General features: G+C 70.1%; 17 protein-coding genes. 5 read left to right on the top strand and 12 right to left on the bottom strand.

What is annotated here, in order from left to right:
• The coding region (locus tag ACR2FV_RS14770; protein ID WP_434016457.1) for a DDE-type integrase/transposase/recombinase at positions 1–906 on the bottom strand (906 nt) is incomplete at its 3' end.
• On the bottom strand, positions 897–1259 hold the full coding sequence (locus ACR2FV_RS14765; protein WP_434016456.1) for a hypothetical protein: 363 nt from the start codon (positions 1257–1259) through the stop codon (positions 897–899). The genes ACR2FV_RS14765 and ACR2FV_RS14770, both read right to left, overlap by 10 nt.
• Positions 1260–2303: 1044 nt before the next feature.
• Here ACR2FV_RS14765 and ACR2FV_RS14760 point away from each other — a divergent pair.
• A complete protein-coding gene (locus ACR2FV_RS14760) occupies positions 2304–2564 on the top strand; it encodes a tyrosine-type recombinase/integrase (RefSeq protein ID WP_434016455.1) in 261 nt (86 codons plus the stop codon).
• Positions 2565–2585: 21 nt separating this feature from the next.
• On the opposite strand, the gene glnA is transcribed toward ACR2FV_RS14760, so the two are convergent.
• Positions 2586–4010: a type I glutamate--ammonia ligase gene (glnA, locus tag ACR2FV_RS14755; RefSeq protein ID WP_434016454.1), complete on the bottom strand. Its 1425-nt coding sequence runs from the start codon at positions 4008–4010 to the stop codon at positions 2586–2588.
• A 121-nt stretch (positions 4011–4131) separates the two neighbouring features.
• Between glnA and ACR2FV_RS14750 the strand changes: the two genes are divergently transcribed.
• Entirely contained in the window at positions 4132–4569 is a 438-nt protein-coding gene (locus tag ACR2FV_RS14750; RefSeq protein WP_434016453.1) for an RDD family protein, read from the top strand.
• A 29-nt stretch (positions 4570–4598) separates the two neighbouring features.
• Here the strand turns inward: ACR2FV_RS14750 and ACR2FV_RS14745 are convergent, their stop codons facing one another.
• From ACR2FV_RS14745 to lipB, 6 genes are all read right to left on the bottom strand, one after another.
• Positions 4599–5396 (bottom strand): DUF4191 domain-containing protein, encoded by a 798-nt coding sequence (locus ACR2FV_RS14745; protein ID WP_434016452.1) that lies wholly within the window; start codon positions 5394–5396, stop codon positions 4599–4601.
• Between the two features lie 5 nt (positions 5397–5401).
• Positions 5402–6427, bottom strand: coding sequence for a lipoyl synthase (gene lipA / locus ACR2FV_RS14740; protein ID WP_434016451.1), 1026 nt, complete (start codon positions 6425–6427; stop codon positions 5402–5404).
• 180 nt (positions 6428–6607) lie between these two features.
• The gene (locus tag ACR2FV_RS14735) at positions 6608–7162 is read right to left on the bottom strand and encodes a hypothetical protein (RefSeq protein ID WP_434016450.1); all 555 of its coding nucleotides are present in this window, start codon (positions 7160–7162) and stop codon (positions 6608–6610) included.
• Positions 7117–7425: a hypothetical protein gene (locus tag ACR2FV_RS14730; RefSeq protein WP_434016449.1), complete on the bottom strand. Its 309-nt coding sequence runs from the start codon at positions 7423–7425 to the stop codon at positions 7117–7119. The genes ACR2FV_RS14735 and ACR2FV_RS14730 overlap by 46 nt, the downstream gene beginning before the upstream one ends.
• Complete coding sequence (locus tag ACR2FV_RS14725) at positions 7422–7982, bottom strand: ATP-binding cassette domain-containing protein (protein WP_434016461.1); 561 nt, start codon at positions 7980–7982, stop codon at positions 7422–7424. Before ACR2FV_RS14725 ends, ACR2FV_RS14730 begins: the two co-directional genes overlap by 4 nt.
• A gap of 115 nt (positions 7983–8097) precedes the next feature.
• A complete protein-coding gene (gene lipB, locus ACR2FV_RS14720; RefSeq protein WP_434016448.1) occupies positions 8098–8754 on the bottom strand; it encodes a lipoyl(octanoyl) transferase LipB in 657 nt (218 codons plus the stop codon).
• Between the two features lie 138 nt (positions 8755–8892).
• On the opposite strand from lipB, the gene ACR2FV_RS14715 reads away from it, so the two are divergent.
• On the top strand, positions 8893–10512 hold the full coding sequence (locus tag ACR2FV_RS14715) for a protein kinase domain-containing protein (protein WP_434016447.1): 1620 nt from the start codon (positions 8893–8895) through the stop codon (positions 10510–10512).
• Between the two features lie 4 nt (positions 10513–10516).
• Here ACR2FV_RS14715 and ACR2FV_RS14710 read toward each other — a convergent pair whose 3' ends face one another.
• From ACR2FV_RS14710 to lpdA, 3 genes are all read right to left on the bottom strand, one after another.
• Positions 10517–11482 carry a TIGR01777 family oxidoreductase gene (locus ACR2FV_RS14710; protein ID WP_434016446.1) on the bottom strand — a complete coding sequence of 322 codons (966 nt, stop codon included), beginning with the start codon at positions 11480–11482 and terminating at the stop codon, positions 10517–10519.
• Positions 11483–11505: 23 nt separating this feature from the next.
• Positions 11506–13479 carry a 2-oxoglutarate dehydrogenase, E2 component, dihydrolipoamide succinyltransferase gene (gene sucB / locus ACR2FV_RS14705; RefSeq protein WP_434016445.1) on the bottom strand — a complete coding sequence of 658 codons (1974 nt, stop codon included), beginning with the start codon at positions 13477–13479 and terminating at the stop codon, positions 11506–11508.
• Between the two features lie 76 nt (positions 13480–13555).
• Positions 13556–14941, bottom strand: a complete 1386-nt coding sequence (gene lpdA / locus ACR2FV_RS14700) for a dihydrolipoyl dehydrogenase (protein ID WP_434016444.1) — start codon at positions 14939–14941, stop codon at positions 13556–13558.
• 58 nt (positions 14942–14999) lie between these two features.
• On the opposite strand from lpdA, the gene ACR2FV_RS14695 reads away from it, so the two are divergent.
• Both ACR2FV_RS14695 and ACR2FV_RS14690 read left to right on the top strand, forming a co-directional pair.
• Complete coding sequence (locus tag ACR2FV_RS14695) at positions 15000–15365, top strand: hypothetical protein (RefSeq protein ID WP_434016443.1); 366 nt, start codon at positions 15000–15002, stop codon at positions 15363–15365.
• 81 nt (positions 15366–15446) lie between these two features.
• Positions 15447–15632 carry a DUF5302 domain-containing protein gene (locus tag ACR2FV_RS14690; RefSeq protein WP_434016442.1) on the top strand — a complete coding sequence of 62 codons (186 nt, stop codon included), beginning with the start codon at positions 15447–15449 and terminating at the stop codon, positions 15630–15632.
• The last annotated feature ends 9 nt before the right edge of the window (positions 15633–15641 follow it).

Below are 15641 nucleotides of genomic sequence, written 5' to 3'. Positions count from 1 at the left end.
CCGGTCCAGTTCGGCTTCCAGCTCGCCGGGGTCGGTGATCTTCTCCAGGTGTGGGAACTCGGGTTTGAGGTGGCCGAAGAAGGACTCGATCCAGGCCTGGTCGTTCGGGGTGCCGGGCCGGCCGAAGTGTTGCGCGAACCGGGTCACGGCCATGAAGGCCGCGGTGGCCCGGGAGGTCATCTGCGGACCATTGTCTGAGACGGCCAGCAGCACGGGGACACGGTCGTCGTTGTCCGGGACCAAGCCGTGGGTGAGCTCGGCGAGCAGGTCGGCATCCAGCAGGTCTTCCTTGCCGTCGGTGACCAGGGCCCGGGTGAAGGCGACCTGCACCTGGGTGGAAGTCTCTTCGGCTGAGACGACCGTGGCCAACCAGTACCGGGAGACCACGTCCAGCACCGCGATCACACACCGGCCGGCGGCGGTGAAGTGGGTGAAGTCGTAAATGTAGATCACCCCGGGCACCAGCTCGGCCCAGTCCGGCCAGGGCCGCTTCTGACCGCGGGGCCGCGGCGCCGGGCCGGGAAGGTGCAGGTCAGCCTCCCGCAGCACCCGCAACACGGTGGACTCCGAGGCGTAGAACGCCTCCAGGCGGGAACCGCGGTGGGCCAGCTTGCGGTGCGAGCGGTCGATCTGGGTCCATTCCTCGGCGATCCGCAGAATCGCCTCCCGCTCGGCCTCCAGCAGCGCGTGCAGCGCCTGCTCCGGTCCTGGTCGGGCATCAGTGAGCCGACCGTCCTGGGCTCGGGCCGCCCAGCGCAGTACCCGGGCGTGATCCAATCCCAGGACGTCCGCGGCACGCCGGGTCGACCACCCACCGCTGTCCCTGGCATGGGCAACCAGGTCCAGCAGGCCGGCCTTGACGTTCGCGTCCACTCGGGGCGGGACCAGGCCGGCGCTCAGTCCCAACGCGATTTTCCCTGATGCAGGTGCAACGCGACAGCCTGCTCGGTCACCGTGGCCCGTAACCGTTCGAGCTCGGCCTGCGCGTCCTGCAACGCCAGCTGCTCGGGACTCTTGCCCTTCCCGCCGGGCCGACCCGGCACCGAGGCCGCCAACGCGTCCAACGCGCCCTGCTTGGCCACCCGGCACACGTGCACCACGGTGGAACGGTCCACCGTGAACCGCTCGGCCGCCTCCCGCTGGGTAGCCTGCTCGGTCAACACGCTGACAAAGATCTCGTACTTCTCCGAGGGACCCAACCGGCGGCGCCTGCGCGCACCCCGGGCCTGATCCGTACCGTTCTGCTTCGACTCTGACATCGACTCCAACCTCCAAACAGGTAGTGAACCTACCCGCCCCCTGGTTGGGTATTAAAACGCCATCCTGGTGCACGAACTCTGACGCGTAACGACCTGGAGGATCTTGGGGGTGGTGGTGCTGGCGAAGCGTTCGGGGTGCGCGGCCCGGGCCGTGCTCAGCGCTGAGGCGAAGCTGGAGAGCGCACTGGAGGACGTACGAGCTCTCCGCACTCTGATCGACGAGGGAGATTCCGATGGCGAGCATTAAGCGCAGGGAGGACGGCGTGTGGCGAGCTCGGTATCGGGACGCTGCCGGACGGGAGCACGCACGGCACTTTAAGCGGAAGGTCGATGCTCAGCGGTGGCTCGACACCGTGACCGCATCTGTGGTCCGTGGCGACTACGTGGACCCGCAGACAGCCCGCATGACGGTCAGCGCGTGGTGCCAATCGTGGATCGAGGGCTACTCGACCAGGCGCGCCTGAACGGTCCGGCAGGCACGGGTGCACCTGCGGCTGATCGAGGCGGAGTTCGGTCGATGCCGTTGTTGTCGGTGAAGCCGAGCCACGTCAAGGCGTGGACGGCGAAGCTGCGGGGGGAGGGGCGCGCCGACTCCTACGTCTACGCGCTGCACCGGCGACTGTCTCAGGTCATGGCCGACGCGGTGCACGACGGGATCATCCCGCGCAACCCGTGCTCGCACCGGACGTCACCGGGCCAGGGTGGGCAGCGTCCCTACGTGGCGACCACGGGACAGGTCTGGGCGCTCCACGACGCCTTCCCTGAGCACCTGCGGGCTGCTGTGCTGCTCGGTGCCTTCGTTGGCCTGAGGACTGCTGAGGCTGCTGCGCTGCGAGCGCGTGACGTGGATTTCATGCGGGGCATCGTCTCGCCGGTGATCCAGTATCCGGACCAGCCGCTCAAGTCCGAGACCTCGCCGACGCCGGTGCCGATTCCGCGTGAGCTGGCCTTGGAGCTGTCGGCCGCTGTAGCGCAGGGGAGGGGCGCACGGTCGTCACGGATGAGACTGGACGGGAGTCGTCGCCGTGGGCTATCGAGCGCGCCATGCGGTCGGCCAGGGGGAAGGTGCCGGGTCTGCCCGAGGACTTCCGCTTCCACGATCTGCGGCACTACTACGCCTCGCTCCTGATCGCCTCCGGGCTCGACGTCAAGGTCGTGCAGGCGCGGCTGCGGCATGCCTCGGCCATGACGACGCTCAACACCTACGGCCACCTGTGGCCGGACGCAGACGAGTCCGCACGGGCTGCCGTGTCGATGGCGATGGCTGCTCGTGCGGACTCACTGCGGACTACGGGGACACCGTAAGCCGTTGACCTGCGGGTTTACCTACAGGTCGAAGTACATCTCAAACTCGTGGGGGTGGGGGCGCAGCCGGATGGGGTCGACCTCGTTGGTGCGCTTGTAGTCGATCCACGCCGCGATGAGGTCCTCGGTGAAGACGTCACCCTCGGTGAGGTATCCGTGGTCGGCCTCGAGCGAGTCCAGCACAGCAGGCAGCGACGAGGGGACCTGGTCGATGCTCTCCAGCTCGGCCGGGGGCAGCTCGTAGAGGTCCTTGTCGACCGGGTCCGGCGGCTCGATGCGGTTCTTGATCCCGTCCAGCCCGGCCATCAGCTGCGCCGCGAAGCACAGGTATGGGTTCGACGAGGGGTCGGGCACCCGGAACTCCACCCGCTTGGCCTTGGCCGAGGTGCCGGTGATCGGGATGCGGACGCACGCCGAGCGGTTGCGGGCCGAGTAGACCAGGTTGACCGGGGCCTCGTAGCCGGGGACCAGCCGGTGGTAGGAGTTCATCGTCGGGTTGGTGAAGGCCAGCAGTGACGGAGCGTGCTTGAGCAGGCCGCCGATGTACCACCGGGCGACGTCGGACAGGCCACCGTAGCCGGACTCGTCGTAGAACAGCGGCTCGCCGTCCTTCCACAACGACTGGTGGGTGTGCATCCCCGACCCGTTGTCGCCGAAGACCGGCTTGGGCATGAATGTCGCGGTCTTGCCGGCGTGCCACGCGGCGTTCTTGACGACGTACTTGAACTTCATCATGTCGTCGCCGGAGTGCAGCAGCGTGTTGAACTTGTAGTTGATCTCCTGCTGACCGGCGCTGCCGACCTCATGGTGCGCCCGCTCGACCGAAAGCCCGATCTCGCCGAGCTGGGTGACGATGCCGTCGCGGATGTCGGCGAAGTGGTCCACCGGAGGCACCGGGAAGTAGCCGCCCTTGTTACGGGGCTTATAGCCGCGGTTGCCTCCCTCCTCGGCGCGTCCGGTGTTCCAGGCCGCCTCGACGGAGTCGATGAAGTAGTAGCCGCCGCTCGCCTTGGTCTCGAAGCGCACGTCGTCGAAGATGTAGAACTCCGCCTCGGCCCCGAAGAAGGCCGTGTCCGCGATGCCGGTGGAGCGTAGGTACTCCTCGGCCTTCATCGCGATCTGACGCGGGTCGCGGGCGTAGGGCTCGTCGGTGAACGGGTCGACGATCGAGAAGTTCATCACCAGCGTCTTCTGGGTCCGGTAGGGGTCGACGTAGGCCGTCGTGGGGTCCGGGATCAGCTTCATGTCGGACTCGTGGATGGCCTGGAAACCGCGGATCGAGGAGCCGTCGAACATCTGGCCGGTCTCGAAAGCCTCCTCGTCGAAGGCGTCCGCTGGGACGTTGAAGTGCTGCATGACCCCGGGCAGGTCACAGAACCGGACGTCGATGAACTTCACGTCCTCGTCCTTGACGTAGGCGATCACCTCTTGTGCGCTGCTGAACATCAATCCTCCTGGGAGTGGCGTCGGGCCAGACGGGTAGGCCGCTCGTCAAGCGTAGGGAGCAGCGGTTTCCCTACCGTGACCCAAGTGTTTCGGGTGTGTTTCGCACCGGTACCCTCACCCGGTGAGCCCCCCTACGGCATACCCCGGATCGGGTCTCGGCCTGCCGTCGAGCGGACCGGGCTCGGTGGCCACTTTTGGGCGGCGGCTGGTGGCCGTGGTGCTGGACTGGCTGTTGTGCCAGGTGATCGCGTATGCCGTGCTCGGGGTGGAGTGGGGCGCGACCGGGTGGGACTCGTTCGGTCCGCTGGCGATCTTCGCACTGGAGAACGTGCTGCTGGTCAGCACGCTCGGCGCGACCGTGGGGCACCGGGTGCTGGGGCTCCAGGTCAGGGCGCTGGGCTCGAGCGGGGATCAGGAGGTGGCGGCGGCACCCGGGCTGGTGGCGGGCACGATCCGCACGGCATTGCTGTGCCTGGTCATCCCCGCCGTCCTCCCCGACTCGGATAATCGAGGCGTGCACGATCGCGCCGCCCGCACCGTGATCGTCCGCTCCCGCTGAGCTCGGTTCAGGGGGCGATGTCGGCGTGGTCAGCGGCCCTTCATCGCGCGGCGGTCGACCCGCGCCTTGCGTGGATCGACCCCGGCCGGCATCGGCGGCTTGGTGTTGCCGATCGCCTTGAGCCGGCGCTGCACGGCGATCGCCTCCTCCTTGCTGATCTTCTTGTCATAGGACTTCATCGTCTTCAGCAGCCGGGACAGTCGCACCTCGCCCTCGCCCTGTCCGACGCGCACCACGTGCACAGGCACGCCGTCGCCGGCGACCCGCTTGACCTTGCGCTTCTCGGCCAGCGCGAGGCGCTGAGCAGGGCCTTTGGGGCCCTCGTTGATCAGCACCACTCCAGGTCGGCCCACGGCCCGGAAGATCATGGCCGCATTGTGCAGGTCGCGCATGCCGCGCATCTTGCCGCCCATCTCGGCGGCGACCGGCTCCTGGTCGTAGAACCACCCGCGCTTCAAGGAGCCCAGCACCGCACCGGTCGCCCCCGGTTGGGCCTCGATCTGCGCGAAGGCCGCCTTCTCGGCCCGGCGGCTGAGCACGAAGATCGCCGCCAGCAGGGCCATCGGGATGCCGAGGATGGTCACATAGACCACCTGGTCGAGCCAGATGCCGATGAGCAGCGCGCCCAGCAGGACGACCAGGAAGGCCAGGGCCATCCACCATACGGACGCCGGGTCGTGCTTGCGGGTCATCGTGAGGACCTGCCGGAACTGCGCGATCCGGCCGGGCTTGTTGGGGTCCTTGGGCTTGCGCCGGCCGAACCGGCGGCGGGGCTTGCCTGCCGCGGAGGAGCCGGTGCTGTCGGTGTCGGAGGTGCGGCGGGCCATGCGGGTCAGGATACGCGGGCCGAAGCGCGTCCCACCAATGCCGCGGCCTCCTGCCGAGCCGGTGACTCCGCCTTGGCGGCCAGGTGCTGCAGGTGCTCGGGGATGGTCCGGCCGCTGCGGTGCATCGCCTGGGCCCACAGTCGTCCGGCGCGGTAGGAGCTGCGCACCAGCGGACCGGCCATGACCCCCTTGAAGCCGATCTCCTGCGCCCGGTCGCTCCAGTGCACGAACTCCTCGGGCTTGACCCACCGTTCGACGGGGTGGTGCCGCGGCGAGGGACGCAGGTACTGCGTGATGGTGATCAGATCGGTGCCGGCGCCGTGCAGGTCGCGCAACGCCTGCTCGATCTCGTGATCCTCCTCGCCCATGCCCAGGATCAGGTTGGACTTGGTGACCAGGCCGGCATCGCGGCCCATGGTGATCACGTTGAGGGAGCGCTCGTAGCGGAAGGCCGGCCGGATCCGCTTGAAGATCCGCGGCACCGTCTCCACGTTGTGGGCGAACACCTCGGGGGCGGCATCAATGACCTGGCCGACCAGCTCGGGAACACCGTTGAAGTCGGGGATCAGGATCTCGACGCCGGTGCTCTGGCTCAGCCCGTGGATCTGCCGGATCGTCTCGGCATACAGCCAGGCCCCGCCGTCGGCCAGATCGTCGCGCGCCACTCCGGTCACGGTGGCGTAGCGCAGCTCCATCTGGGCCACCGAGTCAGCGACCCGGCGCGGTTCGTCGGCGTCGAAGTCGGCCGGTCGCCCGGTGTCGATCTGACAGAAGTCACACCGTCGGGTGCACTGCTCGCCCCCGATGAGGAACGTGGCCTCCCGGTCCTCCCAGCACTCGAAGATGTTGGGGCAGCCCGCCTCCTGGCACACCGTGTGCAGTCCCTGACCCTTGACCAGGGAGGTGAGCGCGGTGTACTCGGGTCCCATCTTCGCCGTGGTGCGGATCCAGGACGGCTTGCGTTCGATCGGGGTCTCGCTGTTGCGGGCCTCGACCCGCAGCAGGCGACGTCCCTCCGGTGCGATGGTCACGTAGCGCCTCCGTCGGCAACTGGTCGGTGGTGCTGGTCTGCGAGGCCGGTCGACCTCACGGCGTGCAACGCCGGGTCGCTCCAGGGTATGCCGTGCGCTCCGGCTTGCGGGGGTGAGGGGGTCAGTCCACGTCCCGGCGGGTCAGGAAGAGATAGCCCAAGGCGGTGACCACGAGGAGCATCACCACTCATTGGGCCACACCTGCCACGTCGTGCCGTCCAGCACCCGCGAGGTCACGTGCTTGCCTACGGTCCAGCTCTGCAGGCTCTGCACCAAGCTGACCAGGATGGACTCCACGGCGATGACGTAGCCGACGAGCAGGACGATGAGGATGGCCACGTGGCGCAGCACGAAGCCCAGGGCGGCCCCGGCCACGCCGACCGCCATCGCTAGCAGCACGACCCGCAGCGAGATCCACGCCAGGTCGGCCCACTCGCCGGAGTTCATCCCTTCGGGCACGCCGTTGCCCTCCAGGACAGCGATGGTGCCCACGAGGATCCCGACCATCAGCAGCAGGGCCAGCGGCACCGCCCACAGGGCGGGAGCCAGGACCTTGCTGAGGAATACCGGGCGACGCCGGGGCTCGAAGGTCAGCCAGGTGCCCAGGGTGCGCTGGCCGATCTCCTTGGCGGTGGCCGAGCAGCCGATGACGACGACGGCGAACAGCAGCACCCAGGACAGCCCGTAGATCAGCTGGGGAACAGCTCGGCCGCGCTGGGCGGCGTGCCGAACCACTGCTCGACCGTGGCCTCCATCTCCTCGCAGCCGAAGTCGATCTCGGAGTCCCCGGAGCGTTCGCGCTCCTGCTCCTGCTCGGTCAGGCATTCGGCCACCATGTCCTCGCCGTTGGCCTCCCAGTCGGCGACCGCTCGGTTGAAGTCCTCGTCCTGCCCGGCCAGGGCGCGAGCGGTGGCACCCGCCTGCTGGTTGACCCCGAACAGCGTGATGACCACGACGACCAGCAGGCCCAGCGCGGCCACGATCGGCAGCCGGGTCACGACTCGCTCCGCGGGCCGAGGGTGTCGTCACCGTCAGCTCCAGGAAGGCAGCCTCCAGGTCGCGGCGGACCGGCAGCAGACGGTGGACGTAGAGACCCTGCCCCGCCAGGAGCCGGGGTGATGTCGGCCGGGTCGTCGGCACCCAGCACCAGCAGCGATGTGGCTGGGTCCTTGCCGGGGGTGACCTTCCACCCGGCCGCGGCCGATGATCGAGACGGTGTCGGCGATCTACTCGATCTCGGCCAGGATATGACTGCTGACCAGGACCGTCCGTCCCTGGTCGGCGAGGGAGCGCATGGTGTCGCGGGGTGCCGATCGGCCGGGCGAGCAGGAGCAGGTTCTTGCGACCGGAGAAGCCCGGGGTGAACTTGGGGGACTCGACGATCGCCCCCGACCCGGGAGACCACATCGGGCAGTCGCTGAGACACCGGCGCGCCGAAGATGTGCATGCGCCCGGCGTCGGCGTGGATGAGACCGAACAGCATCCGGATCGGCGTGGTCTTGTCCGAGCCGTTGGGCCCGAGGAAGCCGTGCACACCTCCCGAGGGCACGTCCATGTCCAGCCCGTGCACCGCTACGTGCGAGCCGCGCAGCCCACGATAGGTCTTGCGCAACCCCCGGGTCGCGACCGCGAGCCCGTCATCGGGGGTGGGCTGCACTGCTGCGCTCGTTCTAGCGGGTGATGAGGTCTGTCCGCGCGCCCTCGAGCACGCGCTCCAGGTGCTGCGTCGCCAGGGGTAGCACCTCGCGCACCGACACGTCCCGGCCGAGCTCGACACTCAACGAGGTGACGCCGGCGTCGGCGATCCCGCACGGCACGATCGGTCCGGCCCAGGTGAGGTCGCAGTCACAGTTGAGCGCGAAGCCGTGCATGGTGACCTCGCGACTGACCCGGATGCCGATGGCACCGATCTTGCGGTCCGGGCCACGCGCGTCGGCGCTCACCCAGACCCCGCTGCGCCCCTCGACCTGCCGCGTCACCAGACCCAGATCGGCGCACACCCCGATCATCATGTCCTCCAGCCGCCGCACGTGGGCCACGACGTCGACGGGGGAGGGCAGCCGCACGATGGGGTAGCCGACCAGCTGGCCCGGCCCGTGCCAGGTGATCTTGCCGCCCCGGTCGACGTCGATCACCGGTGTGCCGTCGAGGGGGCGCTCGTGGGTCTCGGTGCGCTTGCCGGCCGTGTAGACCGCGGTGTGCTCCAGCAGCAGCACGGTGTCGGGTCGGGCCCCGTCGGCCACCTCGGTGTGGACCCGCCGCTGCTGGGCCCAGGCCTGCTCGTAGTCGACGGTGTCGGGAGCCAGGCCGAGGAGCTCGAAGCGCATGATCAGCACTCTACGCGCCTGCCTCGATGCCCCTGTGGACAGATTCTGCGCCGGAGGCCCCCGGCGCGAGACGCTGGGGCGTGGGTCGGTGCCGGGCGTCCGGCCGGCCCACGACATCCGAAGACCCTGGGAGTGGTGATGGTCCCGAGCTGGCCGCAGGTGCCCGGCTATGTCGTGCTCGACCCGGTCGGCGCGGGTGCCGGGGGCCAGGTGTGGCGTGCCCGCCGCGAGGCCGACGACCTGCTGGTCGCCCTCAAGGTGGTGGGTGTCACCGGTGGTGGGCTCGACGATGCGCTGCGTGAGGCCGGCGTGCTGGCCCGGGTGCGGCACCCCCACGTGCTGCACCTCTACGACGTGCTGCCACTGCCGGACGAGGCGGGCTCCCCGAGCCGTCTGGCCCTGGCCGTGCAGCTCGCGGGCGGCGGTTCGCTGGCCCAGGTGCTCGCGGCCCGGCGCCACCTCACGGCAGGCGAGGTGGTCACCCTGCTCGCTCCCCTGGGGGATGCGCTGGCCCAGCTGCACGGGGCTGGAGTCGTCCACGGCGACGTGTCGCCGGCCAATGTGCTCTTCCTCGCAGACGGTATGCCGATGCTCGGCGATGTGGGCGTGGCTCGTCTCGTCGGTGAGCTGGACCGTGCCGTGCACGGCACCGACGGGATGGTGGCGCCGGAGGTGCTGGAGGGTTTCCACCCCGGCCCGGAGGCCGACGTGTATGCGCTCGGAGCGCTGGCCTGGTGGTGTCTGACCGGCGAGGTGCCCGGGTGGGTCGGCACTCGGGCAGACCTGGCCGACCTGATCCCCGAGGTTCCCGAGCAGATGCGGGAGCTGGTGCAGCGTGCCATGTCCCCGGAGCCGGAGGACCGCCCCGAAGCGCAGGAGGTCGCCGCTGCGGTGCTGACGCTGGCCGATCCGGAGCCGATCGAGGTGGCGCCGGACGCCGACCCGGCGGTGGGCCTGACCCGCCGGCTGCGAGCCGCTGCCCGGAAGGAGCCGCAGGCGCGTGCCGATGGGCCGGCCGGAGCGGGCCGGTGGTGGCGCCGGCGGCGTTCGCGCGGACGTCCGGCCAGGCACCGACGAGGCGGGCAGCAACCGGCGACCGGGCGCAGTGGTCTGCTGGCGGGGCGACGCTCGATCGTGGCGTCGCTCGTCCTGCTGCTCGCGGTCGCCGCGGTCGCTGCGCTGGTCGTGGACCGGGATGCCTCCAACGGGGGGCCTGTGGACACCGCCCGCCCGGCAGCGACCGCCGACGGGGGGCCGACCCCGGAGCCACCCGTTCCGGCCCCACCACGGGGGTCAGCACCGGCTGGGTCCCAAGAGGCAGCCGCCGACACAGTCATCGCCACCACCGATGCGTCGCCCGAGGCCCCGCGTGTCCGCGCCACGGTGCAGACCTTGGTGCAGGCTCGCGCCACCGCCTGGAGCCGGACCGATCCCGACCTGTTGGGTGCAGCCCTGGCCGCGGACTCCCCGGCGTTGGAGACCGACCGCGCCGCCCTCGCCGAGGCTGTCCGTCGCAACGTCGCCTACGACGGCCTGGCCTTCCAGGTCCTGGAGGCATCGCTCGAGTCGGTGGACGGGAGTGTCGAGGCAGCCAAGCCGGCGGCGCAGCGACTTCGGGTCCGAGCGACCGTGCGACGCGACGCCATGTCCGCGCACACCGGCTCCGGCGAGCTCAGCACGGTGCCGCCGAGGGTCGATGAGATCACCCTCGAACTCCGCCGAGGTGAGCAGGGGTGGCGCATCTGGTCGTGGCAGTAGCCGGTCAGCCTGACTGCACAGTGTCCGCCGACTGCCCGGACGACTCCACGAGCCAGGCCATCGCAGAATCCAGGTCCGGGTGGTCCCAGACGAAGCCGGCCTCGCTCAACACCGCCGGCAGCGCCCGCTGACTGCCCAGGATCTCGGCTGCCATCTGTCCCAGGGCCAGCTTGAGGGCGATGGTGGGGGCCGGCAGGAGGCTCGGCCGGCGCAGCCGGCCGCCGAGGGCCTTGACCACGGCTGCCTGCTGCTCCGGCTGCGGCCCGGTGATGTTGACGGCGCCGGTGAGGTCCGGGTGGTCGAGGAGGAACAGCATGGCGCGGACCTGGTCGTGCAGGGTGATCCACGGCCAGTACTGCTTGCCCGAGCCCAGCGGGCCGGCCAGTCCGGCCTTGGCCAACGGCATCATCTTGGCCATCGCGCCGCCCTCACGAGAGAGCACGATGCCCGTGCGTAGGTGCGCCACCGAAGCACCGGCCTGCTCGGCCCGCCAGGTGGCGCCCTCCCAGTCACGGCAGACCTGCGCCAAGAACCCGCGCCCGAGGCTCGACTCCTCGGTGAGCACATCCGAGCCGCGGTCACCGTAGTAGCCCACCGCGGAGCCGGAGAGCAGGCGCACCCGACCCGGGAGCGTGGCCACCGCCGCGGCCACGGCGGAGGTGCCCTCCGTGCGCGACTCCCGGATGCGTCGCTTGTAGTCCTCGGTCCATCGATGGTCGCCGATGCCGGCGCCGGCCAGGTGCACCACCGCATCGACGCCGTCCAGTCCGGCGGGGTCCAGCTCGCCCTCGTCGGGCTCCCACGCGGCCTCCCGCACACCTGCGGGCAGACCGTCCGTCACCGGCTCCCGACGCACCAGGTGAACGACCCGCTCGCCGCGTGCTCGCAGCGCCTCGGACAGGGCAGACCCGATCAGCCCGGAGGCGCCGGTGAGCGCGACGGTGCGGTGAGGTGTGGACGACTCGGTCATGGGGGTGTGCTCCTGGCGGTGGCTCAGACCTCGAAGTTGGCTTCCTCGAGGCGACGCTTCACGGTTTCGAGGAAGCGGGCCGCGTCGGCGCCGTCCACGAGCCGGTGATCGTAGGTCAACGCCAGGTAGACCATCGACCGGATGGCGATCGTCTCTCCGCCCTCGGAGTCGAGCACGACGACGGGTCGGCGCACCACCGAGCCGGTGCCCAGGATGCCGACCTGCGGCTGGTTGAGGATCGGGGTGTCGAACAACGCACCTCGACTCCCGGTGTTGGTCAGGGTGAAGGTGCCACCACCCAGCTCGTCCGGCCCGATCTTGTTGGTCCGGGTGCGCTCGGCGAGATCGGCGATCTTGCGATTGAGCCCGGCGATGTTGAGGTCACCGGCGTCCTTGATGACCGGAACCAGCAGGCCGCGCTCGGTGTCGACCGCCACGCCGAGGTTCTCCTGGGCGTGGTAGACCACCTGATCGCCATCGATGCTGGCGTTGACGCTGGGGTGCGCCTTGAGCGCCTCCACGGCGGCGAGCGCGAAGAAGGGCATGAAGGAGAGCTTGGCTCCCTCCCGCTCCTGGAACGCCTGCTTCTGCGAGGCCCGCAGCCGGGCGACCTTGGTGACGTCGACCTCCACCACGGTGGTGAGCTGGGCGCTGACCTGAAGCGACTCGACCATGCGGGTCGCGATCACCTTGCGCAGCCGCGACATCTTCTCGGTCTGGCCGCGCTTGGCCGACACCTCCGGGGCGGGCGCCTGGCCGGAGGGCTGGGACGCCGCCTTGCCGCCGTCGGCGGAGGGCTGCTGCTCCGGCTCGGACTCCGCCGGCTTCTCCGAGGCCTTCTTGGCGGCGTCCAGCACATCCTGCTTGCGGATGCGTCCGCCGACACCGGTGCCCTCCACCGAGCCGAGGTCCACGTCGTGCTGAGCGGCGAGCTTGCGCACGAGAGGAGTGACGTAGGCGCTCACGTCGCGGTCGCTGTCGGACGAACCCTTGTCCTCACCCCCCGAGGGTGCCTGCTTCTGCTCATCGGAGGTCTGCTTTTCCTCACCCGAGGTCTGCTTGTCCTCGCCGGAGGATGCTGCCGGCTTGGCCGACTCGCCACCTTGGGAGGAGGTCTTGTCCTCCGCCTCCTGGGCAGCGGCGTCCTGCGTCTGCTGCTCGGAGGCGAGGTCATCATCCGCACCGTCCGGCTGCGCCGTGTCGTCGCCCTCGCCCTCGTCTTCGTCTTCGGAGGAGGACGAGGACGAGGTGTCACCGGAGCCCTCCGACGACGTCTCGGAACCCTCCGACGCCGAGCCGGAGCCCCCGATCACGGCCAGCTGCCCGCCGACCTCGACCGTCTCGTCCTCGGCGGCCAGGATCGAGGTGAGCACCCCGGCGACCGGTGAGGGAATCTCGGTGTCGACCTTGTCGGTCGAGACCTCGAGCAGCGGCTCGTCGACCTCCACCTCATCGCCCTCTGACTTCAGCCACCGGGTGACCGTGCCCTCGGTCACCGACTCGCCCAGGGCCGGCATCGTCACCGTCTCGCCCTCGCCGGAGCCGCCGCCGGCCCCTTGCTCGTTGTCCTTGCCATCCGAGCCGGCGTCGTCCGAGCTGCCGTCGTCCGAGTCGGCGTCGCGTACGGCCTCGTCGGCCGACTCCTCCGCCTCGTCGGCGGTCTCCTGCGGCGCGGCCTCCTCGGTGTCCTCGGAGCTGTCATCCCCCGCGGAGTCGTCCTGTGCGGACTCCTCGTCGCCGCCGGAGTCGTCGCCGGCCGCACCGTCGCCGATCACGGCGAGGTCGGCGCCGACCTCGACGGTCTCGTCCTCCTCGGCCAGGATCTCCTGCAAGGTGCCCGCGACGGGGGAGGGGATCTCGGTGTCGACCTTGTCGGTGGAGACCTCGAGCAGCGGCTCGTCGACCTCGACCTCGTCCCCGACGCTCTTCAGCCATCGGGTCACGGTGCCCTCGGTGACGGACTCACCCAAGGCCGGCATGCTCACGCGTTCAGACATTCTCGACGTCTCCTCGTCCGGGGTTTGGCAGTCTAGTGGTGGATGGTGGTCGTGTGGGCAGATGCATGGCGGGCCGTCAGCCGTGGGCGTGCAGCGGCTTGCCGGCCAGCGCCAGGTGGGCCTCCCCGAGCGCCTCGTTCTGGGTGGGGTGGGCATGCACGTGGGCGGCCACGTCCTCCGGCAGGGCCTCCCAGTTGACGATCAGCTGCGCCTCGCCGACCTGCTCGCTGACCCTAGAGCCGACCATGTGCACGCCGACCACCGGCCCGTCGTCGACGCGCACCAGCTTGACGAAGCCTGCGGTGCCCAGGATCTGGGACTTGCCGTTGCCGGCCAGGTTGTAGGTGTAGCTGCTGCTGGCGGCGCCGTAGCGCTCCTGCGCCTGGGCCTGGGTCAACCCCACACTGGCGATCTCGGGATCGCTGTAGGTGACCCGGGGGATGCCCTCCTCCTGCACCACGGCCGGCTCCAGGCCCGCGATCTCCTCGGCCACGAACACGCCTTGGGCGAAGCCGCGGTGCGCCAGCTGCAGGCCGGGCACGATGTCGCCCACGGCATACACCCCGGGCAGGCTGGTGCGCAGGCGCGCGTCGGTGCTCACGAAGCCACGCTCCATCGCCACGCCCGCCTCGGCGAAGCCCAGGCCCTCGGTGCGGGGGCCGCGGCCCACCGCGACCAGCAGGACGTCGGCGCGTAGCTGCTCGTCGGGCTCGAGAGTGATGGTCACGCCCTCGCCATCCTGCTCGGCGCTCTGCAGGCTGACGCCTGTGCGGGTGGTGATCCCACGCTTGCGGAACGCCCGGTGCAGCTGCGTGGACACGTCCTCGTCCTCGCCTGCCACTAGCCGGGGCAGCGCCTCCAGGACGGTGACCGCGGAACCGAGCGATGCGAAGATCGAGGCGAACTCGACCCCGATCACCCCACCCCCGAGCACGACGACACGATCGGGCACCTCGCTCAGGGTCAACGCCTCGTCGCTGGTGACGATGCGCCCGCCGATCGGCAGGTCGGGCAGGCTGCGCGCGAAGGAGCCGGTGGCCAGCACGATGTGCCGTCCGCTCAACACCCGACCCTCGACCTCGACCTCGGTGGCGGAGCGCAGTGTGCCCGTGCCGCTCACCAGCTCGATTCCCGCGGCACCGACCAACCCCTGCAGACCCTTGTGCAGTCGCCCGACCACCCCGTCCTTGTAGGCGTGCACGGCCGCCATGTCGATCGACTTCAGGGTGGCGCGGACGCCGAACCGGTGGCTCTCCCGGGCGGCGTCGGCGACCTCCGCGGTGTGCAGCAGCGCCTTGGTGGGGATGCAGCCGCGGTGCAGGCAGGTGCCGCCGAGCAGATCCCGCTCGACCAGGGCCACCGTGAGGCCGAGCTCGGCCGCCCGCAGAGCACACGCGTAGCCACCGCTGCCGCCTCCCAGGATCACGAGGTCGTAGGCCTGCCGCGGCGACGCTGACTGCATACCCGCATCCTGCCATTGCTGGGCTCGTTGTGAGGCAGAGGGTCTAATCTCGTGCGGTATGACGTGGTTGCAGCGGTGGCGGCGGCGCGGGGCGAGCAGTTCAGGCGCCGGGTCCCAGGACAGCTTCGGGCGCAAGGACGGTCCGGACATGCGGATCGACCTGCCCGCCGTGCACCGCTATGCCCAGGACTTCGCCCGGTCCCGGCGCGGTGTCGAGGGCTACGTGGAGCCGGCGACCAACATCAGCACCACCACCTTGGTGCTGATCGCGCATGACGGTGAGTGGACCCGCCGGGCCGTCGGCACGCCGCGGGCGGGTTTCGGGATCTGCCGGGACCTCTCGATCCCGGTCTACGACGTCAACCAGACCGGCTACCCCGCCCGGATGCGCGAGTGGAGCCGGCGTCAGCGCGAGGGCTCCTGAAGCCCGGCGCCCCAAACCGGTCGCCGGAGCGCACCGTGCAGTGGCAAGGTGGGCTCAACCCGATCGAAGGAGGTGGCGCACATGGCTGACGAGACGCGCCCAGAGGTGGCCGACGACGTCAAGGCGAAGTTTCGTGACGCGCTGGCCAAGAAGCACGCGCACGGCGGCACCGACGTCGCAGACCATTCCGAGCACGGCAAGGTCGGCGGCGTCCGCTCCGCCAAGACCAGCGGGGCACAGCAGATGTTCCGGCGCAAGAGCGGCTAGGGGGCTGGG

The organism is Ornithinimicrobium sp. (assembly GCF_051004135.1).
Lineage (GTDB): Bacteria > Actinomycetota > Actinomycetes > Actinomycetales > Dermatophilaceae > Ornithinicoccus.
This window is presented reverse-complemented; position numbering and strand designations above follow the sequence as displayed.